This window comes from candidate division WOR-3 bacterium, assembly GCA_039801365.1.
Taxonomy (GTDB): domain Bacteria; phylum Hydrothermota; class Tepidihabitantia; order Tepidihabitantales; family Tepidihabitantaceae; genus JBDRUN01.
Window position 1 is genome coordinate 1 of the sequence record JBDRUN010000020.1, and the last position, 24,782, is coordinate 24,782.

The 24,782-nt window shown below is 58.1% G+C and carries 16 protein-coding genes and 1 pseudogene; 15 read left to right on the forward strand and 2 right to left on the reverse strand.

Going from position 1 to position 24,782, the window contains the following annotated elements:
- A partial coding sequence (locus tag ABIL25_04230; GenBank protein MEO0081487.1) for a T9SS type A sorting domain-containing protein occupies positions 1 to 218 on the forward strand: 218 nt, incomplete at its 5' end.
- An 89-nt stretch (positions 219 to 307) separates the two neighbouring features.
- Here ABIL25_04230 and ABIL25_04235 read toward each other — a convergent pair.
- Both ABIL25_04235 and ABIL25_04240 read right to left on the reverse strand, forming a co-directional pair.
- Positions 308 to 1,003 (reverse strand): FlgD immunoglobulin-like domain containing protein, encoded by a 696-nt coding sequence (locus tag ABIL25_04235; GenBank protein MEO0081488.1) that lies wholly within the window; start codon positions 1,001 to 1,003, stop codon positions 308 to 310.
- 31 nt (positions 1,004 to 1,034) lie between these two features.
- Positions 1,035 to 2,390: an exo-alpha-sialidase gene (locus ABIL25_04240; protein ID MEO0081489.1), complete on the reverse strand. Its 1,356-nt coding sequence runs from the start codon at positions 2,388 to 2,390 to the stop codon at positions 1,035 to 1,037.
- 348 nt (positions 2,391 to 2,738) lie between these two features.
- On the opposite strand from ABIL25_04240, the gene ABIL25_04245 reads away from it, so the two are divergent.
- The 14 genes and pseudogenes from ABIL25_04245 to selD all read left to right on the forward strand — a co-directional run bounded on the left by ABIL25_04245 (position 2,739) and on the right by selD (position 24,782).
- Positions 2,739 to 8,306, forward strand: coding sequence for a T9SS type A sorting domain-containing protein (locus ABIL25_04245; GenBank protein MEO0081490.1), 5,568 nt, complete (start codon positions 2,739 to 2,741; stop codon positions 8,304 to 8,306).
- Between the two features lie 708 nt (positions 8,307 to 9,014).
- Positions 9,015 to 13,445, forward strand: a complete 4,431-nt coding sequence (locus tag ABIL25_04250; GenBank protein ID MEO0081491.1) for a T9SS type A sorting domain-containing protein — start codon at positions 9,015 to 9,017, stop codon at positions 13,443 to 13,445.
- A 141-nt stretch (positions 13,446 to 13,586) separates the two neighbouring features.
- Positions 13,587 to 14,249, forward strand: a complete 663-nt coding sequence (locus ABIL25_04255) for an adenylate kinase (protein MEO0081492.1) — start codon at positions 13,587 to 13,589, stop codon at positions 14,247 to 14,249.
- A gap of 15 nt (positions 14,250 to 14,264) precedes the next feature.
- A complete protein-coding gene (gene map, locus ABIL25_04260; protein ID MEO0081493.1) occupies positions 14,265 to 15,008 on the forward strand; it encodes a type I methionyl aminopeptidase in 744 nt (247 codons plus the stop codon).
- Entirely contained in the window at positions 15,001 to 15,219 is a 219-nt protein-coding gene (gene infA / locus ABIL25_04265) for a translation initiation factor IF-1 (GenBank protein ID MEO0081494.1), read from the forward strand. The genes map and infA overlap by 8 nt, the downstream gene beginning before the upstream one ends.
- 19 nt (positions 15,220 to 15,238) lie before the next feature.
- A complete protein-coding gene (gene rpmJ, locus ABIL25_04270) occupies positions 15,239 to 15,355 on the forward strand; it encodes a 50S ribosomal protein L36 (GenBank protein ID MEO0081495.1) in 117 nt (38 codons plus the stop codon).
- 85 nt (positions 15,356 to 15,440) lie between these two features.
- A complete protein-coding gene (locus tag ABIL25_04275) occupies positions 15,441 to 17,069 on the forward strand; it encodes a CTP synthase (protein MEO0081496.1) in 1,629 nt (542 codons plus the stop codon).
- Between the two features lie 160 nt (positions 17,070 to 17,229).
- The gene (locus tag ABIL25_04280; GenBank protein ID MEO0081497.1) at positions 17,230 to 17,904 is read left to right on the forward strand and encodes a hypothetical protein; all 675 of its coding nucleotides are present in this window, start codon (positions 17,230 to 17,232) and stop codon (positions 17,902 to 17,904) included.
- Positions 17,901 to 18,560: an LPS export ABC transporter periplasmic protein LptC gene (gene lptC, locus ABIL25_04285; protein ID MEO0081498.1), complete on the forward strand. Its 660-nt coding sequence runs from the start codon at positions 17,901 to 17,903 to the stop codon at positions 18,558 to 18,560. Before ABIL25_04280 ends, lptC begins: the two co-directional genes overlap by 4 nt.
- Positions 18,561 to 18,577: 17 nt before the next feature.
- Complete coding sequence (locus tag ABIL25_04290) at positions 18,578 to 19,486, forward strand: LptA/OstA family protein (GenBank protein ID MEO0081499.1); 909 nt, start codon at positions 18,578 to 18,580, stop codon at positions 19,484 to 19,486.
- Positions 19,446 to 20,261, forward strand: coding sequence for an LPS export ABC transporter ATP-binding protein (gene lptB / locus ABIL25_04295; protein MEO0081500.1), 816 nt, complete (start codon positions 19,446 to 19,448; stop codon positions 20,259 to 20,261). The genes ABIL25_04290 and lptB overlap by 41 nt, the downstream gene beginning before the upstream one ends.
- Entirely contained in the window at positions 20,258 to 21,742 is a 1,485-nt protein-coding gene (rpoN, locus tag ABIL25_04300) for an RNA polymerase factor sigma-54 (protein ID MEO0081501.1), read from the forward strand. Before lptB ends, rpoN begins: the two co-directional genes overlap by 4 nt.
- 25 nt (positions 21,743 to 21,767) lie before the next feature.
- A complete protein-coding gene (gene selB / locus ABIL25_04305) occupies positions 21,768 to 23,651 on the forward strand; it encodes a selenocysteine-specific translation elongation factor (GenBank protein MEO0081502.1) in 1,884 nt (627 codons plus the stop codon).
- Between the two features lie 150 nt (positions 23,652 to 23,801).
- Positions 23,802 to 24,782: pseudogene (gene selD, locus ABIL25_04310) on the forward strand (selenide, water dikinase SelD).

Below are 24,782 nucleotides of genomic sequence, written 5' to 3' on the forward strand. Positions count from 1 at the left end.
ACGGCTGGGCGACGGTGCGGTACAGCTTGGCCAAGCCCGGGCCGGTGTTGGTGACTGTGTTCGACGTTGCTGGCCGTGCGGTCGAGCAGCAGGCATTCACTGCGAACCGGGTCGGTTTGGCAGAGCTGGACCTGCGCAAGCTTCCTGCAGGCATCTACCTTGTTCGACTCGATGCAGAAGGTCTGACGCGGACGCAGAAGCTCGTGGTGCAGAGGTAGTGGAAGTTCGACTTGTCGGACTGGCCCGGCAAGTCATGTCGAAGAAAGGAGTGGCGGCCCAGAGCCGCCACTCCTTTGGTAGTCGCCGCTCAGTCCTGAACGATGATTTTGGCTCTGGCTGTCCGGGTGCCGGTTTCGAGGCGGACAAAGTACACGCCGGGGCGTACGCGGTGGCCTGCGTCATCGTGGCAGTCCCACGTGAACATGTGCCGGCCAGGCCGGAGCCGCTCTTGGCAGATGGTCCGCACGACGCGGCCGGCAGGGTCGTACAGCAGGACTTTGAGTTCTTCATCGCGTGTCTGAGTGAAGTCAATCCAGACCCGGTTCTGCACGATGCTTGGTTTGACTAACGGTTCGTGCCGCGCTGCCATGCCGGCAGACAATTCTTCCAAGGCAGTGACCGTTCCTTTGAACTGAACGAGCGGGAGGGCGTCGTCTCGCTGACCCAAAGACACGGGCAGTGTGTACCACGTATCTTCGAGATAGGGCATTATCTCGAGCCGCAGGTTGGGTATCGAGTCAACGCCGTAGCGGATGATCGCTCTGCTTGGGCGGCCCTGGATGACAGGAAACATACATGAGTCCTGTGAGTTTGGAGGTCCTTTCCAGTCGGGAGTGGGGTGACAAATCGGATAGGGCACCAGAGGAACGTACCAGGTAACGCTGTCAATCTGTACGGTGTAGTCTCGCGTCCGCAGCCAACCAGTGATTGCATATCCGGCCTGCGCGGCCGAGACTGCTAACGCAAGTAGGAACAAAACGTTCGGCAACGAATGCTTCCTCATGGGACCTCCTATCAGCTCGCCATGATCATTGCTAGCGCTTGACCAGACATGTAGCGGCGCCGGAGCCTGCTGATGTTGCAAAGAATAGGCCATTCGGCAATGAGGAAATGTTATTGGTCCCGGGGTGAAGTTCCGCGACTTTCTGCCCAAGATGGTTGAAAAGCTGTACTGGGTCGTGTCCAGGCAGGAAGACGACAGTCCGAGCCGGATTCGGCAGCAACCGCGGGCCTCGGCCCGGTTGCGGTGAAATTGGCTCTGCAGCGCCCCCCACACCCAGACCGCGGCGGTAGTACACCTGCTTAGTTCCACTCTCGCGGCCAATCCAAAAGGCGTGAACATTGTGGTCGTCGTCAATTACGACCATGGGGTTTTGTCGAACCGCTCCGGACGGGAATCCGGTCAATTCAACTGTATCGCCCCAGCCGGAAGCAGCCTCGTTCCCACGAAAGTACATAACCCGACTGCTGGACATGAGGCCGAGCGCATGGAGGCCATTGTATTCGTCGGCCCAGCAATCTTCAATTCCAAGGCCTGGCCAAGGGAGAGCCCGCGGTGTGCCCCAGGATAACCCGCCGTTCGAGGAAACGACATAGTCGTCTTCCCGGTTGCAGCTGAATGTGATAACAATTGCCTGACTACGGTCAGAATAGACGCCCTTGGTCGTGGCTCCTGAGTCGTAGCTTGTTGTCTGGTACGGGGTGCTCCATGACAGCCCGTTGTCAGTTGAGCGGGCATACCAGACCTGCCCCACGGTCGTACCGCACCGCCAGATTGCGTGCACCCTGCCCTGGTGGTCAGCGGTGACACGGACCGCGTCGTACTTAGCGCCTTGGCATACGACAATAGGACCTTCCCAGTTCTGACCGCTGTTCGTCGTTCTCCAGAGCTGGACGCGGTCACCGCTCGAATTGACGTCGAGCACGTAGGCGCGGGCTTCATCGTCAGCAGCATACGCAGGTTCCTGATAAGGGCTGGTGAGCACGACAGCCGGTTCCCAGGTCTCGCCGTTGTTGGTCGAACGGCGGTAGTAAATGTTGGTGGTGTACTTGCGGCAGTTGAAAAAGTGGAGAACGCCGGCTCCGTCGGCATACAACCCGAACCTGTTTCCGAATGTGGCCGAGTCGAGAAAAACCGGAGCCTGCCACGTAGAGCCTTGGTCGGTGCTCCTCATGTAGAGTACGACATCGGTTGCACTGAGTTTACCAGCGTAGGCAAGATGGACGTAGTTGCCCTGCGTAGCGCAGCTCCTGCCCTTGGTCGGTAGAGATGCATTGTCTGGACCACTGGTGAGCTGCTGGATTGGGTCCCAGCCGGCGGTTGCGACCCTAAGCAGGCCAAGCGCGAACAGGACGAGGCAGACGAAGGTATAGGTACGGAGCTTCTCCATGTTTCCTCCTTGTGCGCCTCATGTCAAGTTACTCAGATTTGTGCTGTTTTGCCACGACGCTGTGCGTTAGGTGAGGCGGCAGATTCACATCTCACTTGATTCTACCGCTGGCTGCTCGAGTGTCAAGCCAAGTAAGGCTGAGATGACGGTGCCGATGAAGTACTTGACAGCAGGGGCCAGGGGCATAGAATAGACCGAGCGTCGGAGCGCAGAATCTGTGCTCCAGGGTTACATCCGGATGCGAATCAACAGAACCCTGCCGTAGGCAGTTTCAGATGTCTACATCGCGGAAGCTGTTTGGGTGGGGTGAGATGGTAAAGGGTGCACAGGAATGATAAGGAGGCCACAATGAGACGTGTATGTGTTGCGCTGGCAGTCCTGGTGCTCCCAGCACTATGGATAACTGCCAATGCTGCGTCTGTGTCAATCAGACCACAGTCACTGAGCGCGCGGGTAGAACAAGTCCAGGCTCTTCGCCATAGACCAGACAGACTACAGTTGCTGAAGTCAGCCGGTGATGTAGTGACTCCAGGCCAGCCTCAAGCGCAGAGCGGCATTCGCAGGCTTGAGACACCGTGGGTGCCGACTGATGCTCTGTCCCAGTGGGACTGGCCTGAGTGCGGCTACGAGACCGAGAACTGCGCCTGGATAAAGTCCGTGCCTCTGAGTGACGTCCTGGAGCCGTATCTTTGGGATGACTGGCCATACGGTGGCGCACCGTGGAATGGGCACCCTGTCACTGCTGGTGACATTGTCTGTTTCGGTGGCCCGGGGTATATCAGGGCGTACGACATAACCGATGGAACGGTTCTGTGGGAGCGGTCGCTTGGAGGCACCGGCTACTGGGAGGGATGCTACGCAATCTTCTCGTATGGTGGTACCGAGTACATGCTTGCCGCGCATTATACCGGCGGTGGCGCTAGCGGTACTGAGGCTGCTGCGGGTGCTTTCCGTGTGACCGACGGAGCTCCGCTCTGGACTCGGACATGGGATATCAACATGCCGGTCTGGCACTTTGCAACACCGACAATTATCGGAACTAAGGCGTACTACGCAACATTTGACTACGACCAGCTTAATGGAACGATTGGCCCCGGGCACATACTTGAGGTAGACCTCAGTAACGGTGCCATCAGTTCGTTCCCCCAGTTTACTACCGGAACCGGATGCTGGTCAGGAGGTCAGGCAACTGACGGCCAGTTCATGTATCCAGCCTGTGGGTCGTACATCGGTCCGGGTAGGGTCGAGAAGTGGAATCTTACGACCAAGACTCAGGTCGCGGTAAGCCAGTCAATGGGCGAGCCGGCCTGGGGCGGTACTGCCTATGCCGAGGTGAACGGAATCGGATATGTGTATGCGCTGAGTGCGGCTACTCAGTCGAGCGGCGGACACGTCTGGTGCTTCAAGGCTTCTGACCTCAGTCTGGTCTGGAGTGTTGCAGTTTCAGGCGGTTTTGACTGTCAGGTGCCTACGGTAACGGACAATGGCGTGTATGTTACAACCTACTCCGGGGGCTATCTATACAACTTCGACCTTCTAACCGGAGCCAAGCTGCCCGGCTGGCCGGCACAGTACGTCACGATGCCAGGCGGCTATGGACAGGACGGTCAGCTTGCTGCGACTGGCAGAGATGGTCAGGGCGAACGGCTGTACGTGGCTGATGGTGTCGACCTCTGGGTGTACGACCAGCTGACAGGTACGGCACTTCAGCGGGTGAGTTACACTTGGGGCTCGGGTTGTTGCGTCATCAGGCCAGCCGGGTATTGCATTATCAACAGCTGGTGGGACGATATCGCGGTTTATGAGATTCAGGACCGGACAACACTGGCTCACGATGTGGGCGTCAGTGCGATACTTGAGCCGTCCTCAGCCCGGGTCCACACTGGCGAGCAGATCACTCCAACGGTCACTGTTACCAATTTTGGCACGAGTGATGAGTACGATGTGCCGGTTTACTTTGTAGCCGAGCGCGAAGGCACGCCAGAGTACACCGGCTACAGAGAGATTTCAGTCCTGCCTTCAGGCAGTTCGGTGGATGTCAACTTTCTGCCTGACTGGGAAGTCGCGGCTTTGCTCTGGCACGGCTACACGATTGATGCGTACACTGACCTTTCCGGCGACCAGAATCCGAACAATGACCATAGGGGCATGATTTGCCTTGTGACTGCGGACACGCTCTTTTCCAACAGAATAATGACCGACGCCGCACCGACAATAGATGGTACGATGTCGCCGGGTGAGTGGGACGAGGCATACGCTTTCAACGCCTCCAATGTGTTCGGCTGGTTCGGCACGCCGCATGGGCCTGAGGCAGCGTATGGATGGCTTCTGCACGACGGAAACTACCTGTATATGGCCTATTCCATGCCGGAAGACCCGAATCGGAGCATCGAGGACCAGATTCAGTTCTTCTGTGATGAAAACAACAATGGCGTATGGGAGATGGGTTTGACAGAGGGGCAGCACAGTATCTGGGTGAACGGCAGTTTGGCCGACCAGGTGCAGTACCGACCATGGATGCCGACCAGCCCGCCGAGCCCGGGTACGTGGATGCCTGCAACCGGCAGCCAGAGTGCCTCCAGCGCCAGCAGCGGTCACATGGTATTCGAGGCCAGGATACCATTCGGCTCAGACCTGTGGAATCTCAATCTGAACCCGAATGGCGACACCTGCGGCCTGTGGCTGTTTGAGCTGGCCGGCCCAGTTGCGTCTGCGACATGGTACGGCTGGTGGCGGTCTGAGATTTCAGACGCGCAGTGTACCTACCCGCAGTACTACGGTAAGTTGATTCTGCTGCCGCCACCAGAACCGGTGGTGTCCGGCGTCGTACCTGACGTTGGTCCGCGTCTGTGGACGGGCGATGTAACTATCTATGGAAGCAACTTTGCGCCCGGGGCCAGCTCAAACTTTGGCACCGGAATCACCGTGAACTCAACTACGTACAACAGTCCGACTCAGCTGACGGCAAACATCACGATTGCGGCGACTGCACCGACCGGGCCACACGATGTCGCAGTTACTACTGTCGGCGGTACCGCTACGTTGCAAGGTGGTTTCACAGTGACCAATCCTGTACCAACGCTGACGAGCATTGTGCCAACATCCGGCGACCGTCTGCAGACGTTGGACGTGACGTTCGATGGCAGCAACTACATTCAGGATGTCACAACAGTGAGCTTCGGCACCAACATCACGGTCAACTCGGTCACGGTGACAGACCCGACCCAGCTCAGCGCCAATATCACGATTGCGGCTGCTGCAGCTACCGGTGCACGAGACGTATCTGTGACCAATCCGGCGCCAGGCGGCGGTACTGCGACGCTGAGCGGCGGTTTCACGGTGACCAACCCGGCGCCGACGTTGACAGGCATTCTACCGAATATCGGTGCGCGGACTGCAACCTTGGATGTGAGCTTCACCGGTAACAACTTCTTCGGTGATGCGACCACGGTTGACTTTGGCGCCGATATCACGGTGAATTCGGTGACGGTCAACAGTCTGACCCAGCTTGTTGCCAACATCACGATTGACGCGTCTGCGGCGCTTGGTCCACGCGATGTGTCGGTTATCAATGCGGGACCGGGCGGCGGTACCGCGACGCTGACCGATGGTTTCACGGTTGTTGAAGCGGCCCCGGGTGCATTCGACCTACTGACTCCTCCGAACCATGCAACCGGAGTTCCTACTTCAGGCGAACTGACCTGGGAACCGGCAGACGGTGCTACGACCTATGACGTGTATCTGGGCACGACCTCGCCACCGCCGTTGTACGACGATGACATCGGCAACGTTACGAGCTACGCGTATTCAGGTCTCGCCGGCAACCGACGTTACTACTGGGCGATTGAGGCGAGAAACTCGAATCCGGTTCCGACTAGGTGTAACGAAGACTTCGACTTCACTACCCAGGCGGGCGGAGTTCTCCACGACGTGGGCGTGACCGCGGTGCTGCGTCCGGCAACGGTCGTTGGCCTTGGCCAGGATGTGTATCCCCGGATGACGGTCAAGAACTTCGGCGACGTGACCGAAGGGCCGTTCAATGTCCGCTGCGTCATTACGGACGAGAACGACGCCGAGGTGTTCAACCAGGTTGAGCAAATTGCGAGCCTGGCATCGGGTGTGTCGGTGGACTTCGAGTTCGAGAACCATTTCTGGACCGCAGAGCCAGTAGGAACGTACCATGTGCGATGTCAGACCGAGCTGACCGGCGACATGGTTCCTGGAAACGACAAGAAGGAGCACGACTTCGACGTCGTCGCGACCCTGCACGATGTTGGTGTGCACACGGTGCTCGCTCCGCTTGGTACGGTCCGCGAGAACACGACCGTGTTCCCGAAGATGACGGTCCGCAACTACGGTACCGAGACTGAGGGACCGTTTGCCGTCCGTTGCATCATTACGGATGAGAACGATGCCGAGGTGTTCAATGAGGCCGAGGAGATTGCGAGCTTGGCGTCAGGTGGGTCAATGGACTTTGAGTTCACACTCCACTCCTGGCTTGCAACGCCGCAGGGCAGTTTCCAAGTGCGTTGCACGACCGAACTCGCGGGTGATGAGGAGAATCTGAACGACTGGTGCGACCGCGACTTCGTTGTTGCACCAGCCTGGAGCTCGGGCTGGCAGGAGGTTAGACCGGTGCCTAAGACCCCGACTGAGAAGGCGGTCAAGGACGGTGCGTGGATTGTGAAGCATCCTGTCACGGACGGAGACAACGTTCTGTACGTAGCCAAGGGCAACAAGACGACCGACTTCTACATGTACGACCCGCTGGCCGGTGACTCCGGGACGTGGTATGAGAAACGGCCAATTCCTGGAACTGAGGGCACAAAAACCAAGCCGCCTTCTAAAGGTTGCGCTGGTGTGTCGGACGGCAGCCAGTATATCTACGTAACCAAAGGCAACAACACCCTAGGGTTCTGGCGGTACGATGCGGCCTCGAATACATGGGACAGCCTTGACGGAGTACCGCTGGGCCGTTACAACAAGCGGGTGAAAGGTGGTACCGATATGGTGTTCGCGCTCTACAAGGACACCGGCTGCGTGTATCTCCTGAAGGGGTACAAGACCGAGTTCTACCGGTATAACCCGCTAGCGAGCAGATGGGATACGCTGCCCGAAGTGCCGTACGGCATGGGCAAGCAGAAGTACGATAAGGGTTCTTTCCTTGTGTACGACGGCGAGAACTTCATCTACGCGCACCAGGCGAAGTACTACGACAAGTCGGCTGAGAATCCGCATCACTATATGTTCCGGTACGACATCGCCGGTGACTCCTGGTACAGGACTGCGAAGAAAGGCATACCGGTCTATGCGCTGGAGGGCGGCAGAACCAAGAAGAAGAAGTCAGCGGACGGTGCGGCTGGTGCGTGGTATGACGGTCACCTATACGCGCTAAAGGGTGGGAATACGCAAGGCTTCTTCAAGTACTTCCCTGCCGGCGACACTTGGACCCAGCTTGACACAGTGCCGGGCAACGGCTCAACCGCTAAGAAGAAGCGTGTGAAGTCCGGCGGCGACCTTGTGAGCTGGGGTGGTGGCGCGTTCTTCGCACTGAAAGGTAACAAGACGTTCGAGTTCTGGAGATACGTCGAGGGGCCAGCTGCTCTCGGCTTGCCACTCGCAGCTAACCGCTATGGAGTCCAGGCTGGGCTCAGCACTCAGCGCTCGGCGCTGAGCGTCTCGCCTAATCCGTTGGCCAACGGCTGGGCGACGGTGCGGTACAGCTTGGCCAAGCCCGGGCCGGTGTTGGTGACTGTGTTCGACGTTGCTGGCCGTGCGGTCGAGCAGCAGGCATTCAGTGCCAACCGGACCGGTGCGATGACGCTTGATGTGCGAAGGCTCCCTGCGGGCATCTACCTTGTTCGACTCGATGCAGAAGGTCTGACGCGGACGCAGAAGCTAGTGGTGCAGCGGTAGGACGGTCAGGTCCAACCGGACCAGTGTGCAGGGGCGGCTGCAAGCCGCCCCTGCTTGTTGCAGGAACCGGGTGTGCTGTAGCGCGTCGGCCTGGAGATTGCTCCGATAGGTGGTTTCGCATGCTGGTTGAGCAGTGCTTGGGAAAGTCCTTTCGAGAGTCTCTGGGAAGGTCCGTCGGAAAGTGTGTCGGGAAGTCAATGAACAAGTCGCCTGACCAGTGACGCCAGGAGTCAGGCCGCGAGTCAAGCCGGAAGTTCAGCGGCAGGTCAGATGGAGAGTTCTGCCATGGGGGTGGCAGCCGGTTCGGCTAGAGATTCAGCGGTCAGTCCGAACAGGAGTCATGTGGCAACTTGGATGACAAGTCAGGTTGAGAGTCGTCTCAAGAGTAGTTCTGCCAGTATTCTGCCAAGTCCTTCAGAGACTGCCCCCGGAATGGACTAGTCCCTAGGGGGTGGACACCGGGACTTGCTGCCTAATGGGCTGCCTTTCTTCCTGCCTAGTCCCCTGCCCGGTCTCTAGTTGCCCGGCTACCCAGTACCCTGCTCGCCCCGGTGTCCGATGACCGTTGACCTTCCATGGGTATGGGCTATAATGGTTGTGCTGAGAGGACCCGGATGACAACCAGGTCGGGTTGATGGTGGCGGCAGGTGCCGGAGTTCCGGTATCGCCTGCTGGATTAGGTTGTCACAAGAGTAACCTGGAGGAGCGATGCAGCGATTTTGTATGACCGGCCAGGCCGTGTTCGCGCTACTTCTAGCTCTTTCGACTGCCATGGCCTGGTCTGGTCTTGACCAGGCGAGGCTGGCAGCGGCAGGTTTTCTTCCACGCGGGACTGAAATCACCGGACTTCGGACCGCAAATGCCCGCCATTTCTCCAACGGCGACGGTTCAATCAGAGCGATAATTGCAGCATCTGGCCAGGAATCTACTGACAATGTCGTCATCAAGCAGCCAGCGGGTTACAGCGGTTACATAAAGAGCCCATACTTCGGCAACCCGCCCGGACGCTATCTTGGAGATATGAAGTGTGGCAAGTCGCCAATCAGGAACAATGAGGAGGAACGGGCATTTGCTGAATGGGATGTGACGTCAATACCTGACGGGAGTACGGTACAGTCAATTCGGTGCAGTACGTACTGCTACCCCAGTACTCAGGTGCCGGAGCCACCGACCAGCGTTGTAATCAGAGACATTTCCAACCGGCCTTATACCGTTCCCAACGACTTTTCCGGCAACCAGTCCCTTTTCAACGACATTGGCAGTGGTTGCGTCTATGGCACATATGAGAGTCCCAATCCTCCTGGCTGGCTGGTAGCTGAGCTTTCGGCCCAGGCCAGGCAAGACCTCGAGAATCGGTTGACTGCCAACTGGTTCGCCGTTGGATATGACCACTACTATGAGGGTAGCGCGCAAGAGTGGGAGATATGCTTCAAGGGCTGGAACGATGGCGAGGGGCGTAAGCCCCAGCTCGTGGTTGACTACATTCCAGCCGGTGCACCAGGAAAGCCAAGTCCTGAGTCGCCGCCATCTCCGCCAAATGGCGGTACGGCAACAGTGTTCCGGCCGACCCTGCAAGTGGCTGCGGTCTCCGGAGCAGACAAGTACAACTTCCGACTGCGCGAGCAGGGACATACCACCTGGGATTACGACGTGGAAGTCACTTCGCGTTCGTGGTCGCCAACCTCGGACTTGATTCACGGCAGGGCGTACGAATGGGACTGCCGGGCGCATAATTCGATTGATTGGGGCCCGTATTCGGACCGCTGGACGTTCACAGTGCAGATTCCGCTGCCAGCTGCTCCACAACTGCTCACACCTCCGGACGGTGCGACGCTGTCTACTCTGCTGCCGACTATGACAGTGGGTGCTGTGCAGTATGCCGACTCGTACAATTTCAGGGTGCTGGATGGAGTGACCCTAGTTGAGGAGGAGACTACACATCTCACTAACTGGACGATGACCGTGCCTTTGACCAATGGCAAAACCTACACCTGGACCTGCAAGGCGCACAACGTTGCCGGCTGGGGTCCGGCGGCAGCGGCACGAAGCTTTACGCCTAGGCTGCCACCAGTGCCTTTGAGTCCGATTGGAGGGGCACAGGTTGATACTGTGCAACCTTTGCTTCAGGTCAACGCTTATCCCGGTGCGACAAACTTTGACTTCCGGGTTTATAACTCGGCAGGCACCCAGGTTGCACAGGGGTACTCAACGACCCCGGTCTGGCAGGTGACGTCGCTGCTTGCGAACGAGCAGTGGCATAGGTGGAAATGCCGAGCTGAGATTGCCGGCGGCTGGAGCGACACGTGCGCTTCTTCGTGGTTCTTTGTTCACGACCTTCCTCATGCGCCGGTACAGGAGACGCCGGCAAACGGTTCGACAGTCAATACTTTCAGCCCGAAGTTCCGCGTGACTCCGCAGTACGACGCCAAGAAGTATGAGTTTGTGATATACAATAATCCCGGTAATACCATAGTGGCAAGTGGTCAGTCGGACAGTTGTGCCTGGTATCCTTCGCCCTACGTCCTGAACAACAATACATGGTATGACTGGGACTGCCGGGTCCAGAACTCTGCTGGCTGGGGTCCATATTGCAGCCGCTGGACGTTCCGGGTCGTGGCGCAGCCTCCGCCAGCACCGACACCGCTGGAGCCACCAGACAACAGTTCTGTTTCGACATACCTGCCGACAATGAGAGTGGCCTGGATTCCGGACGCAACGAAATACCGGTTCAGAATATTCCAAGGCGGCAGTCAGGTTGGTCCCACGATAGAAACGAGTAACAACTATGCACAGCCATCAAGCCCGCTGTCGAACGCGACCACTTATGACTGGGACTGCGCAGCGGAAAACCGGGCAGGCCAGGGTAATTACTTTGCCGACCAGTGGACCTTCACTGTTAGAGTGTTGCCAGCAGCGCCGGTGCTGACCGGGCCGAACAACGGCGATACGATTCAGAACCCCAGGCCAACGTTCTCGTGGAATGCGGCGGCGGAGGCACAGACTTACCAGATACAGATTGCCAACAACTCCGCTTTTTCGCCGACGCTTTATGATGTGCCCGGGCTTGACGTGTTGTCCTGGCCTCCGCCGGCTGACCTGTCGGAGCTGAAGCCTTGGTACTGGCGGGTGCGCGGTAACAATGTTGCTGGTTCCGGACCGTGGAGCACACGGCGGATAAGTATTGACCGGACACCACCAGAGGTTCCGATGCGCGACGGGCCGGAGCAGGATACATCGAGAAACAATGCTCCGCTTTTGGACTGGGCCAAGCTGGGCGAGGAGAATCGGCGCTATCGGCTTGATGTGAAGAAGGACGGTATTTCTCTAGCCGGATTCCCGCGGGAGATAGCGCAACCATATGGTGCCGACAACTCATTCTACCAGTTTCCGTCTAACGCGTTGACAGACGGGCAGTATTTCTGGACCGTGGAGGCACGGGATTCTGCGGGCAACTGGTCTTTGCCCCAGACGCCGGCTTTCTGGTTCTGGGTTGATCGGACTCCGCCTGCAGTGCCCGAGCTGGTGTCACCGGCTCCGGGTGAGGAGGTGCACGTTTCGCTGCCATTGCTTGACTGGAACCCGGTTGAGGATGCGCGAAGTTTTGTCGTTGAGCTGTATGACGCTACGCACTCGCTCTGCCCGGGGTTTCCGAGGGTCGTGACCCAGAACGTGAACGAAGACCATTCGCACTACCAGCTTTGTTCAGGCCAGAGTCTGAACAACGGCAGCTATACGTGGCGAGTTCGTTCGTTCGACTATGCGGGGAACGCTTCGGATTTCTCGGACGAGACGGGATTCCGCGTAAAGTTGGCCACCGGCGGCCGGCCCGGTTGGGTTGAGGTTAGCCCGATGCCAGAGGAACCGACTCTGGCCAAGCCGCCCAAGGACGGTGCGTGGATGGTTACGCACTGCACTGGCATTGACGTTCTGCCAGTGCTGTACGCGGCTAAGGGCAATAAGACGACCGACTTCTACATGTACAATCCCATGGAGGGTGACTCCGGGACATGGCACGAGAAGAGGCCGATACCGGAGAATGAGGGCGCCAAGGTAAAGCCGCCTTCCAAAGGCTGCGTGGGTGTTTCAGACGGAGCGCGGTACATCTATATGACCAAGGGTAATAGTACCCTCGGATTCTGGCGCTACGATGTGTCCACCAATACGTGGGACTCCATGCCTGGCGTGCCTGAAGGGCCGTATGGCAAGCGGGTCAAAGGTGGCACGGACATGGTGTTTGCCACATACAGGGACACTGGCTGCGTGTATCTGCTCAAGGGCTACAAGACCGAGTTCTACCGGTATAACCCACTGGCTCGGAGATGGGATACGCTGCCAGAGGTGCCGTATGGCGGGAATGCCAAGAAGTACGACAAGGGCTCGTTCCTTGTGTATGACGGTGTGAACACCATCTATGCGCACCAGTCAAAGTACTACGACAAGACCCAGGAGAACCCGCACCACTTTATGTTCCGCTACGACGTTGCCGCTGACTCCTGGTGTAGAGCTCCGCTTTCGGGCATGCCGGTCCAGGGCTTTGAAGGGGGCCGAGACAAGAATAAGAAGTCAGCGGACGGTGCGGCCGGGGCCTGGTTCGGCGACAACTTGTACGCGCTCAAAGGCGGTAATACCCAGGGATTCTTCAAGTACTGGCCAGATGGCGATACATGGAGTCAGCTTGACACTGTGCCCGGCAATGGTTCGACTGGCAGCAAGAAGCGGGTCAAGGCGGGCGGCGACCTTGTGAGCTATCTTGGCGGCATTTTCTTTGCCCTGAAGGGCAATAAGTGCTACGAGCTGTGGCGGTATGTCGAGCCAGCGCTAGAAGCCTCAAGCTTCACACCGCAAGCCCGGAGTGGGGTGCAGACAGGCAAGTCGGCAGTTGGCAGTCTGCGGTTAGCAATCAGCCCAAACCCGATAGCCACAGGCTTCGCCACACTGCGCTACAGTCTGCTCAAGCCCGGGCCGTTTGTAGTCACGGTGTTTGACGCAGCCGGCCGGGCAATAAGACAGCAGAGATTCGCCGGTAATCGGGTTGGTGCAGTTACGCTTGACCTGCGCAGGCTTGCTGGTGGCGTCTATCTTGTCCGACTTGATGCTGAGGGTTTGACGCAGACACAGAAGCTGGTTGTGCAGAGGTAGCGGAGTTTAGTTTGTTGACCTAGTCTGACAGGTCGATCCGGAAGCACCGGGCAGGCAGGACCTTGCCCGGTGCCTTGGTTCTTGGCCAGCTTGACATACGATGAAAAGGAAATACACTTGCGCTGAACTGATATACCCGCAGTGAAACCATTGAACCTTGTCCTTCTTGGGCCACCTGGCGGTGGCAAAGGCACGCAGGCCGAGCTTCTGCGCGACCGACTCGGTTTTGTGCACTACTCGACCGGTGACGTGTTTCGTGACCATATCAGGCGCAAGACTCCAGTCGGACTTGAAGTGGGAGAATACGTTGTTTCGGGTCGGCTCGTACCGGATGATGTCGTACTTGAGGTTGTAAATGCTTTCCTCTCAGAGCATGCTGGCAAGTCCATCGTGTATGACGGTTTTCCCCGTACCGTGCCCCAGGCTGAAGGTCTGGACCGGGTGCTTGGAGGTCACCGGCTTGCGGTTGATGCAGCAGTGCTTATTGATTTGGCGGACGAGGAGGTTGTGAAGCGTTTGTCGGCCCGAAGGCAGTGCCGAAAATGTGGTAGAATCTACAACCTGACGTTTAGCCCGCCCCGTCTCGACGGGAAGTGCGACGAGTGCGGCGGGGAACTGTACCTGCGGGACGACGACCGCGAGCAGACAATCCGGGCCCGACTGAAAGTTTATCACGAGCAGACCGAGCCGGTGATTGACTACTATCAGCGCCATTTCCGACTCGAACGCATCGAGGGCGAGATTGGTCGGGACCGCGTGTTCGAGCAGCTTAGGCAGATAGTTGATGGTGCGCGCGCAGAGTGAGGGCCGGCGGTGGCGGTGCACATCAAGACCGAGCGCGAAATCGAAGGTATCAGGCTGGCCGGTAGCATCGTTGTTGAGGTGTTCCGAGCAATTAGTGTGGTGATTGAGCCTGGGGTCACCTTGAAACAACTGGAAAGAGTCTGCGTAGATTGCATCAAGTCCCATGGCGGCCAGCCGACTTTTCTCGGATATCGGGGTTTTCCTGGTGCGGTCTGTCTTTCCGTGAACGAGGAGGTTGTGCACGGTGTCCCAGACGAACGCAGGCTGCGAGAAGGGGACATTCTGAAGGTTGACGTCGGCGTAACCAAGGACGGCTGCATCGCTGATGCGGCCCGGACTTTCGAGATTGGTGAAGTGTCACCAGAAGTTCATGCTTTGTGTGTTGCAACCGAACAGGCATTCTGGGCCGGTGCAGCCAAGGCCAGGGCTGGAAACCGGGTCGGCGATATCAGCGCTGCGGTGCAGCGCTATGTGGAGGCACGAGGTTATTCAGTGGTAAGAGAACTGTGTGGTCACGGGGTCGGGCTGGAGTTGCATGAGGAACCATCGGTGCCGAACTTCGTTACGCGGGCCAGAGGTATGAAGCTTGTGCCAGGGATGACGCTGGCAATCGAGCCGATGGTGAACATGGGTGGGTATGAGGTAGAGACCGCGGCAAACGGCTGGACGGTCGTGGCCCGCGACCGTCTACCTTCAGCGCACTATGAAAACACGATACTTGTCACCGGCAGCGAGCCGGTTATACTGACCAATGGCTAAGAAAGACCTGATCCAGCTTGAGGGCGTGATTACCGAGGCGTTGCCCAACGCCACCTTCCGGGTGGAGTTGGAAAACGGCCACAAGGTCCTTGCGCACGTGTCGGGCCGGATGCGGATGAACTGGATAAGAATCCTGCCGGGTGACCGGGTCACGGTAGAGTTCTCGCCATATGACCTGAATCGCGGCAGGATAATCTACCGATTCAAGTGAAATTGATGGAGGAATTGCAATGAAGGTCAGAACGTCGGTGAAGGCGCGTTGCGCACACTGCAAGGTGGTCAAGCGTAAGGGTGTTGTCCGGGTCATCTGCAAGCGCGACCCCAAGCACAAGCAGCGCCAGGGATAGGGGATGTTCGATACCCTGCGCCTCACGCCTGGCGCCGGTATCCGCACGCAGGATGATGCGTGAAACATCAGGCGTCTAGCGGCTGATGGCTAAGTACATCTTTGTCACCGGTGGTGTTGTTTCATCCCTGGGTAAGGGTATCGCCACGTCTTCAATCGGGCTGCTCTTGAAGCGTCGAGGTCTCTCCGTCGTGCCGCTGAAGTTTGACCCTTATGTCAACGTTGACCCAGGCACAATGAGTCCGTTCCAGCACGGAGAGGTGTTCGTTACCGATGATGGAGCTGAAACCGACCTAGACCTCGGGCACTACGAGCGGTTCATTGATATCAACCTTTCGCAGGACAACAATCTCACGACCGGCCAGATATACCTGTCGGTGATCGAGAAGGAGCGTAAGGGCGAGTATCTCGGCCGTACCATTCAGGTGGTACCGCACATCACGAGCGAAATCAAGAACCGGATAAGGAAGCTAGCCAATAATCACGATGTGGTGATAACTGAAATCGGTGGTACAGTGGGCGACATTGAGGGACTGCCGTTCCTTGAAGCTGCCCGGCAGTTTGCACTTGAAGAAGGCCGAGACAATGTGGTTTACATTCATCTGACCCTTGTACCGTACATCAGGGCATCCTGCGAGTTCAAGACTAAGCCGACTCAGCACTCAGTCAACAAGCTACGCGAAATCGGTATCCAGCCGGATATTGTAATGTGCCGAGCCGAGTCGCCGCTGCCCAAGGAGGCCAAGGACAAGATTGCGCTTTTCTGTAATGTTCGGCCCGAGGAGGTCATCGAGGCGCTGGACGTGGATACAGTCTATAAGGTGCCGCTTGTGTTCCACGAGCAGCGGCTGGATGAGCTTGTATGCCGTCGGCTTCGGCTGCGAACAAGGCAACCGGATCTCTCCGCCTGGACCCGTTTTGTGCACGCGACCGAGCATGCCGGGCCGCAACTCGACATCGGCCTATGCGGCAAGTATGTTGGACTGCACGATGCCTATAAGTCGGTGATTGAGGCAATTCATCATGCTGCGGCCGGAGTCGGGGTACGGGCCCGGATACGCTGGATTGAGGCCGAGGGCATCACCGCGGGCACTGTGCACGAGAAGCTTGCCGGTTTGTCTGGTCTTGTTGTGCCGGGCGGGTTCGGCATTCGGGGCATGGAGGGTAAGATTGAGGCAGTTACTTACTGTCGAGAGAACCGGTTGCCTTTCCTTGGACTGTGCGTCGGACTACAGGTTGCCGTGATTGAGTTTGCACGGGTCGTTTGTGGGCTTGCCGATGCCAACTCAACCGAGTTCAATCCCAGAACGCGCTACCCGGTGATCTACCTACTTCCTCAGCAGCGGGCGGTCCGACGGAAGGGGCACACGATGCGATTAGGGGCATATCCGTGTCGGCTGGTGCCGGGTAGTGTGGCCTACCGCTGCTACGGTCGCCGGACGATTTCTGAAAGGCATCGTCACCGGTACGAGGTCAACAACCGCTTTCTGCGGCTGCTCGAATGCAAGGGTATGGTTGCAAGTGGCCGTTCGCCGGATGGCACACTGGTCGAGATAGTCGAGGTCAAAGGTCACCCATTCTTTGTTGCCTGCCAGTTCCATCCGGAGTTCAAGTCCAGGCCATTGCGGCCACACCCGTTGTTTCTTGGCTTCATGAAGGCCGCGCGTGAGCATAGCCGCATTCTGTCTCGGGCTGGTAAGGTCACTGCCTCCTAGTCCGGCGATAGTCCTTTCTCGTATTCTTGTTCTACTGTATCTTGCGTTCCGGCCAGACTGTCGGGACGAGATCCGGCTAAATGCCGCTGTTCTCGGGTGTCGTGTCGGCCGATGGTTCTGGCTCAAGAACGGCTGGCGTGTGGGTAGAAACTTGGCGCTCATGACGCAGATAGGCAGGCGGCTCGGAGGCTTACTCGTTGACAGAGCGATAATTGTCGGCGAGAATAATATCCGTGCCATTCTGGAACAAGATTTGCATGCGGCTATGGCATCTTTTCACTTCGGGGCATGGGAGTTTCTGCCCCGGGCATTTGCTCGGTTCGGACGGCAGGTTACCGTGGTTACTGGGATCCAAAGGCAGGCAAAACTGGCTTGGATGCTCGACGACATGCGTCAGACCCGGGGGGTCCGCATAGCACATACACTTTTGGATTTGGCACGTATGGCTCACCAGCCTCAGATTGTAGGATTCATGCTTGACAACACTTCTCGTGTGCAGCGAGTCTGGCCAGAATCGGGTACAGTGCGGTTTGGCATGCCGGGCCTGCCATTCCGGCTTCAGACCGTGGTGGGGCGGAGTCGTTGCACGACAAAGGAGAGACAAGGTGACCGGGAAGTGGAGCAATGCCACTTTCAGGAAGAGCGGTCAGCCCGGGGTCGGCTTGTGCCGGTGTTTGCGTACCTCAGCCAAGGCAAGTTGCGGGTTGTAGCGTATCCTCCCGGAGACGAGAGGAATGCGCTCGAGGCGCTTCTTGCACAGGTCCGGGCCAGACCGGAAGAGTGGGTGTTCTGGGGCAAGGCGGGTGCGGTACAGACAACAGCTGACGCCTTATGACCAGTCAAGCCGGAACCAGAACAGAACAAATTGGACAGGTTCCCTGGCGAGCATTGTTAGGTACTGCTGGCCGGTCATTGGTCAGGAATCCGTTTCTTGCCGTTGGCCTCTTGCTACTCGTAGTGTTTGTTACTGGTTGCCCGAAGGGTGGGCCGCAGGCAGAGGTGACTTCTCTGCCCAGTCAGATAGTCGAGGAATTCATACTGCACGAGAGTGTAAGCGGCGAACGGCTTTATACGCTTGAAGCTGAAACTGCGTACGTGTATGACGCAGAGCAGCGGGTTGACGTGGTCTTGCCCAGGGTGCTTTTCTATGAGGGCAGCGAGGTGCATGCAGTGCTTGTAGCTGACCGGGGCGTGATACGTTCAAGGACTGGTGATCTTGTCGCTTATGGTCACGTAAGTGTCGCGACTGAGGAGAGCACGAAGTTGTGGACTGATTCGCTCCTGTGGAACAATAACACGAAGCTGGTGAGAACGGACGCACCGGTCGAAATTGTCACGCTAAAAGGCAGGGTCTCGGGTATCGGTCTGGTCTCTGATGCCGGGCTGTCAAGGATTGAGATTCAGAGCGAGGTGCAGGGTAGTTCGAGCTATCGGTTCGGGATAGGAAATGACACCGCCGTGGTGACGGCAGAGAGCACGGGAAGACAGTGAGTAGGCCCCGATACCCGATGTCCATACTGTTCTTGTGGCTAGTTTACTCGGTTTCGCCTGCTGCCGAGCTGTATGCGAAAAAGATGGAAATCGTGCGCACGACCGAAGGACAGGTAACTTTCTTCCGGGACAGTGTGCGTATCAGCGACGGTGAAACAAGAATCACCGCGGGCTGGGCGAGGGTAAGCGAGTCGCAGGGTGTGGCAGTTATCGGCGAGTCGGTCGTCATTGAGAATCCGGACGGGGTGGTTCGGGCTGATTCCTGTGTGTACTACCTGAACGAGAAGCGGACCGAGCTTGTTGGCAACGTGAGGGTAGAACAGGAGTCTATCCTTGTGTTCGCGCCGAAGTTGGAGTACGTTATTAGTAGGCACACAGTGTATGCGCGCGACGGTCTTGTGGTCCAGGGCCGCTCGCGTGATTTCCGGCTTGAGGGTCGCCAGGGAGATTATGACCTGAGTCAGGACATCGGCCGGGTGGAAAACCGACCGAGAATGATTCAGGTGCAGGACAAAGATTCGGTCGTGGTGACCGCATCCGAGATGCAATGGTCTGCGAGAGAGTCAAGGGCTTTGGCTGCAGGCAAGGTGCAGGTTGAATCAGGCCGGGCGCAGTTAACGTGCGACTCGCTTCTGTACCTGACTTCCGAAGACTCGGGCGTTGCTTGGGGTTCGCCAGTCGTGACCGATTCCTCAAGCCGCACCACAGGTTGTACCGTGACGATTGTGGTGAAGCATGGGAGCCTGGACAGAGTGGAAATCGTCGGGGATGCGGCCAGTCGATATCGCACCGAGGCTGGGGACCAGGTTGAGGTTGCCGGTACGAAAATCATAGTCAGAATGGACAATGGTGAAGTCGGCACGATTGAAGTGCACGAGCTCGCCTATGGCCGGCTGGTCCGGCCAACAGGCAGCGGAGGAGGGTAGTTTGCCGCAAGAGGTGGGAATTCGGGGCCTAGAATCCGGAACTGGGCAGGTAGACGGCCGGCTGGTCGCGCAAGCCTTGGTGAAGGCCTTTAGCGGGCGCCGGGTGGTTGACGGTGTGAGCGTCGAGCTCGGCCGGAGAGAAATCGTCGGACTGCTTGGGCCGAACGGTGCGGGCAAGACTACAACCTTCCACATGATTACTGGGTTTATCCAGCCCGAGCGGGGAAGGATTCTTTTGGACGGCGAGGACATTACCCGGTTGCCTGTTTATCAACGTGCACGCCGCGGGCTTGGATATCTGTCCCAGGAGCCGTCAATATTCCGCAAGCTGTCGGTGCTTGATAATGTCAAGGCTATCCTTGAGATGCTCGGAATGGAAAAGGGAACGGTTGAGGCACGTGCCAAGGAACTCCTCAGTAAGCTCAATGTGCTGCACTTGGCACGGCAGAAGGGTTCGACCCTTTCCGGTGGCGAACGGCGCCGGGTTGAGCTGGCCCGGGCACTGGCAAGCTCGCCTTCATTCCTGTTGCTGGATGAGCCTTTCACCGGCGTTGACCCGATTGTGCGTGCGGAAATCCAGGATATCGTGCGCCGATTGCGCAATGAGGGGCTTGGCATTTTGATTACCGACCACAACGTCAGGGAGACGCTTGAGATTACTGACCGGGCGTATATTATGTACGACGCGCGGGTGCTCTTGTCCGGGACTTCCTACGACCTGGTCAATGACCCAAAGGCCCGGCAGGTGTATCTTGGCGAGCGGTTCCGGATATGAGATTGGAACTGGGACTCAATCAACGGCTGGACCTGGTACTGTCGCCCCAGCTTATCCTCAATCTCGAGCTGTTGCAGGTGCCGACACTCGAACTTGAGGCAATGGTCAGGCAGGAACTGGAGGAAAACCCGGCTCTGGAGCAAGCAGATGATGCCGGAGAATCGCCTGATCCAGGTGTGGAGCTGCAGACGTCCGAGGAGCTGCTCGCCGATTTGCCGGATGAACCGGTCAGAGGCGATCCGGCCGACTCGCCCGGTGCGTCGGATGAGCTGAGGCCCGGCGAGACCGAGGACCCGGCTGAGCCGCAGCCGAGTGATGAGTATTCAGTTGAGGACCTGATGCCGGATGATGGCGGTCTGCCGAGCCTGCCCAGTTCACTCGGGTCAGACGACAGACCGGACCCGATAGAGCTTGCGGCCGGACCGGAACCGGACCTGAGAGAAGTGTTGTTGCCCAGGTTGCGGGCAGTACTTCCAGAGGAAGATATGCCGATCGCAGAGGGGGTGCTGGGTGCGCTGGACGAAGATGGTTTCCTATCTGTCAGTGAGGAGGAATTGGCGCAGAATCAGGGGGTTGAGCTTCCCAAGTTGCGGGAGATACTCTACCTGATTCAGCGCATTGAGCCGGGTGGCATCGGGTGTCGGAATCAACAGCAGTCATTTGCTGTCCAGCTTGAGCTGGCAGGTGCAGACCCGGCCAGTCTCGAGTGCCAGCTTGTAACCCGACACTGGGACCTTCTGCTTGCGAAGAAGGTGGACCGGATTGCCAAGCTTTGCGGTGTGACCGAGGACGAGGTTAGAGCCGCGGTGTCAAAGATACTCTTGCTTGAGACACGCCCAGCGCGTCGTTTCGCTGCCGGTCGGGTCGAATACGTATCGCCGGACTTCAGTGTGGAGTGGCGGGACGGTCAGCTCGTAGCGGAGGCGAATGAGGATTCGCTTCCTCGACTCAGGCTTTCACGCCGGTACGTCGAAATTCTGCGCAACCCGAAGGCGTATTCCCAGGAGCAGGTGAAGTTCGCCCGTGAGAAGCTGGCCCGAGCACTCATGTTTCTCCGTGGCATCGAGTCCCGGCGTCGGACCTTGCGGCGGTTGATGGAAATCATCATCAACGACCAGCGCGATTTCTTCTTGCATGGGCCCGAATACCTGAAGCCGGCGACGCTCAAGGACGCAGCCGAGCGACTGGGCGTGCATCCTTCAACCGCATCGCGTGCCACCGCCGGTAAGTACGTCGAGACGTGCTTCGGCATATTTCCGCTCAAGCACTTCTTTAGGGCTGGGGCCGGCGACAAGTCTCGCACCAGTATCCAGGAAAGGGTGAAACAGATTATTGAGCAGGAGGACAAGTCCAAGCCACTGAGCGATGACGAGATAGCCGCGAAACTGGCCGCCGAGGGTATCAAGATTGCACGCCGGACCGTGGCGAAGTACCGGGACGAACTCGGAATCCCGGGCCGCGGACAAAGGAGCAGGTTGTGAAGAATCTTACCTGCCTGACTCTCCTATGCACGTCGTAGTCGGAACCGCGGGACACATTGACCACGGCAAGAGCGCCCTGGTTCGAGCCCTGACCGGGACTGACCCAGACCGGCTCAAGGAGGAGAAGGAACGGGGCATGACAACCGACCTCGGCTTCGCCTTTCTTGGGACTGACATTACGGTCATTGACGTGCCCGGGCATGAGAGGTTCGTGCGACACATGTTGGCCGGTGCCAGTACTATTGACATGGTGGTGCTTGTGGTTGCAGCAGACGATGGTGTGATGCCCCAGACCCGCGAACACTTCGAGATCTGCCGACTGATGGGAATTAGGCAGGGCCTCGTGGTAATAAACAAGGTTGACCTCGTTGATGCCGAGATGCTTGAACTTGTGAAGCAGGATGTGGCAGAATTGGTGAAAGGTTCGTTTCTCGAGGACGCACCGATGCTGGCCGTTTCTGCACTCACCGGTCAGGGTGTTGCTGAACTGAGGCAGGCGATTGTAACCCTTGCCGGCAGGGTTGAGCCGAAGCCGGACCGGGGCGTTTTCCGGATGCCGATTGACCGTAGCTTCTCGATGAAGGGCTTTGGGACCGTGGTAGCCGGCACGGTGCTTTCCGGGCAGGTCCGGGTTGGAGACCGGCTCGAGCTTCTACCCGAACGCTGCGAAGTCAGGATAAGGGGGATTCAGGAGCACAACCGTTCGGTCGAGACCGCAGGTCTTGGTGAACGCGCCGCGCTCAACCTCCAAGGTGTGGAGCGCACGACCGTGACTCGGGGCCACGTGCTTGCGACCGTGGGCTATTACACGCCAACGATGATGTTCAACGCTACCTGCTACTTACTGAAGGATGCGGGCCGACCGCTGCGCAATATGACAAGGCTCAAGCTCCACATCGGCACGGCCGAGGTCATGTGCCGGGTGTTGCTGCTTGACACCAAGGAGCTGGAGCCGGGTAAGGAGGCGCTGGTTCAGTGCCGGGCGGAAGAGCCGGTGGTGTGCGACTGGAACGACCATTTTGTGATCCGGACCTTTGCGCCGCAGCGAACGATAGGCGGTGGCGTGGTACTCGAGCCAAATCCTGGAAAGGAACGCCGTTTCGACGAAGGCACCGTGAACCGATTGCGAGCGCTGCGCTCAGGTGAAGCAGGCATTGTGTTGGAGCAGTATCTGATGAAGAACCGGTTCGATGCTAAGACTCTGGCCCAGGTAGCCAGAGACCTCGCCATCGCGCAAACGGACGCGGAAAAGCTGCTTGCAGTACTGGTTCGGGCCGGCAAGGCACGGCGGTTTGCGTTCGAGTCCAAAGAGTACGTGACGCATGAGAAGGCATTCACCGAAGCTGGGAGCACCGTTCTCGAAGCGCTAGAACATTTTCATAAGGAGAACCCTTTTCGGCTTGGACTGCGCAAGCCAGAACTGCGTGCTAAGGCTGGGCTGCCGTTGCCGATGTTTGAGACCGTGCTCGGGAGCCTTTCGTCCGAACGCAAAGTTGTGTTGGATGGCGACCGGGTACGGTTGTCAGGACACAAACCAGAACTGAGTCCGGCTGAGCAGCGACTCTTTGACCAGGTCGAGGCTGTTTTTCGTGAAGCCGGTCTGCAATCTCCTTCGTTGACCGATACCCTAGCCCGGGCCGAGAAGAGGGAGGCCGAGCGGGTACGGGCCGCGCTCCTCGAAACTGGCACGCTTGTGGACGTGGGCGAATCGGTTGTGCTACACCGCGACACGATCAGGCAGGCGGAGGAGAGAGTCCGGCAGATGTTCGGCCGCAAGCCGGAGCTGACCGCTTCTGAAATCAGGCAGGAGCTTAAGACAACGCGCAAGTACCTGATTCCGCTCTTGAACTACCTTGACTCAAGAGGTGTGACGCAGCGGAAAGGCGAGGTGAGAGTACTGAGGAAATGACTGGCGAGGAGAGGTCCCAATGGCCAACCACTACGGAAGCGGCCAAGCCCCGCCGCGTGGGAGCAGTTTTGTTCTGTTGTCTGGAGGTTCATGGCTAAGCGTGGAATACTGGCCACGGTTAGCTGCGCCGGTTGAGCATCCAAGCTCGGCAAGGCGCAGTTGGCGCTGGTACTTGACAAACTGAAGCGGCACGAAGACGCGAGGCTACTCGTCGGCATCAACACCGCTGATGATGCGGGTGTCTTTCTGTTGCACAAGGATCTGGCTCTGGTCCAGACAGTGGATATTCTGACGCCGATGGTTGAAGACCCTTACACGTTCGGGCGGATTGCGGCGACGAACTCACTCTCAGACGTGTACGCGATGGCCGGAACCCCGGTAACCGCACTAAATGTCATCGGGTTTCCGGCTCCGGCTGACAAGGCCTGGCTTGCTGCGATTCTCCAGGGCGGCGAGGACGCGGTTGCCGAGGCGGGGGCGGTCGTGTGTGGCGGGCATACGTTCAACGAAAAGGAAATCAAGTTCGGCCTGGCCGTGACCGGCACGATTGCTCCAAGGCGCATCGTAACCAATGCGGGTGCAAAGCCAGGTGATGTGCTGCTTCTGACCAAACCGCTGGGGACCGGTATTTTCGCCCAGGTGATGATGAACGAAGAGAAGGTTGACGACCTGCTGTATCAGGCCGCAACCAAGTCAATGATGACTTTGAACCGGGCCGGGTCCGAGGCGCTCGTTGCGTGCGACGCGAATGCGACGACTGACATAACCGGGTTCGGGCTTCTGGGTCATGCGCAGGAGATGGCCGAAGCAAGTGGAGTGGGGATCCGGTTGACATTCAGCTCAATCCCATTTCTCCCAACGGTTCGCGAGCTGTCTGCAGCTGGCGTCGTTGATGCCGGCGTGGCAATGAACGAGTCGAGCTTCGGACCACTCGTTGACTGGGACCCGGCAATACCGGAATCAGACCGCAATCTGCTCTGGGAGTCAGAGAGTTCGGGCGGGCTTTTGGTAAGTCTGCCCGAGCAGAGCGTGGAGCGGTATAGAGAGATGACCGGTGAGAAGGGAGTTGAGGCCGTTGTGGTAGGCCAGGTACTGGACGGTCCGGCCGGAAGGCTGGAGGTCAGAGAGTAG

Bases quoted from the DNA above. Each gene is read 5' to 3' on its own strand.
- ABIL25_04235 (MEO0081488.1), bottom strand. From the start codon at position 1,003: ATGAGGAAGCATTCGTTGCCGAACGTTTTGTTCCTACTTGCGTTAGCA.
- ABIL25_04240 (MEO0081489.1), bottom strand. From the start codon at position 2,390: ATGGAGAAGCTCCGTACCTATACCTTCGTCTGCCTCGTCCTGTTCGCG.
- ABIL25_04245 (MEO0081490.1), top strand. From the start codon at position 2,739: ATGAGACGTGTATGTGTTGCGCTGGCAGTCCTGGTGCTCCCAGCACTA.
- ABIL25_04250 (MEO0081491.1), top strand. From the start codon at position 9,015: ATGCAGCGATTTTGTATGACCGGCCAGGCCGTGTTCGCGCTACTTCTA.
- infA (MEO0081494.1), top strand. From the start codon at position 15,001: ATGGCTAAGAAAGACCTGATCCAGCTTGAGGGCGTGATTACCGAGGCG.
- rpmJ (MEO0081495.1), top strand. From the start codon at position 15,239: ATGAAGGTCAGAACGTCGGTGAAGGCGCGTTGCGCACACTGCAAGGTG.
- ABIL25_04275 (MEO0081496.1), top strand. From the start codon at position 15,441: ATGGCTAAGTACATCTTTGTCACCGGTGGTGTTGTTTCATCCCTGGGT.
- ABIL25_04280 (MEO0081497.1), top strand. From the start codon at position 17,230: ATGACGCAGATAGGCAGGCGGCTCGGAGGCTTACTCGTTGACAGAGCG.
- lptC (MEO0081498.1), top strand. From the start codon at position 17,901: ATGACCAGTCAAGCCGGAACCAGAACAGAACAAATTGGACAGGTTCCC.
- ABIL25_04290 (MEO0081499.1), top strand. From the start codon at position 18,578: ATGTCCATACTGTTCTTGTGGCTAGTTTACTCGGTTTCGCCTGCTGCC.
- lptB (MEO0081500.1), top strand. From the start codon at position 19,446: ATGGCCGGCTGGTCCGGCCAACAGGCAGCGGAGGAGGGTAGTTTGCCG.
- rpoN (MEO0081501.1), top strand. From the start codon at position 20,258: ATGAGATTGGAACTGGGACTCAATCAACGGCTGGACCTGGTACTGTCG.
- selB (MEO0081502.1), top strand. From the start codon at position 21,768: ATGCACGTCGTAGTCGGAACCGCGGGACACATTGACCACGGCAAGAGC.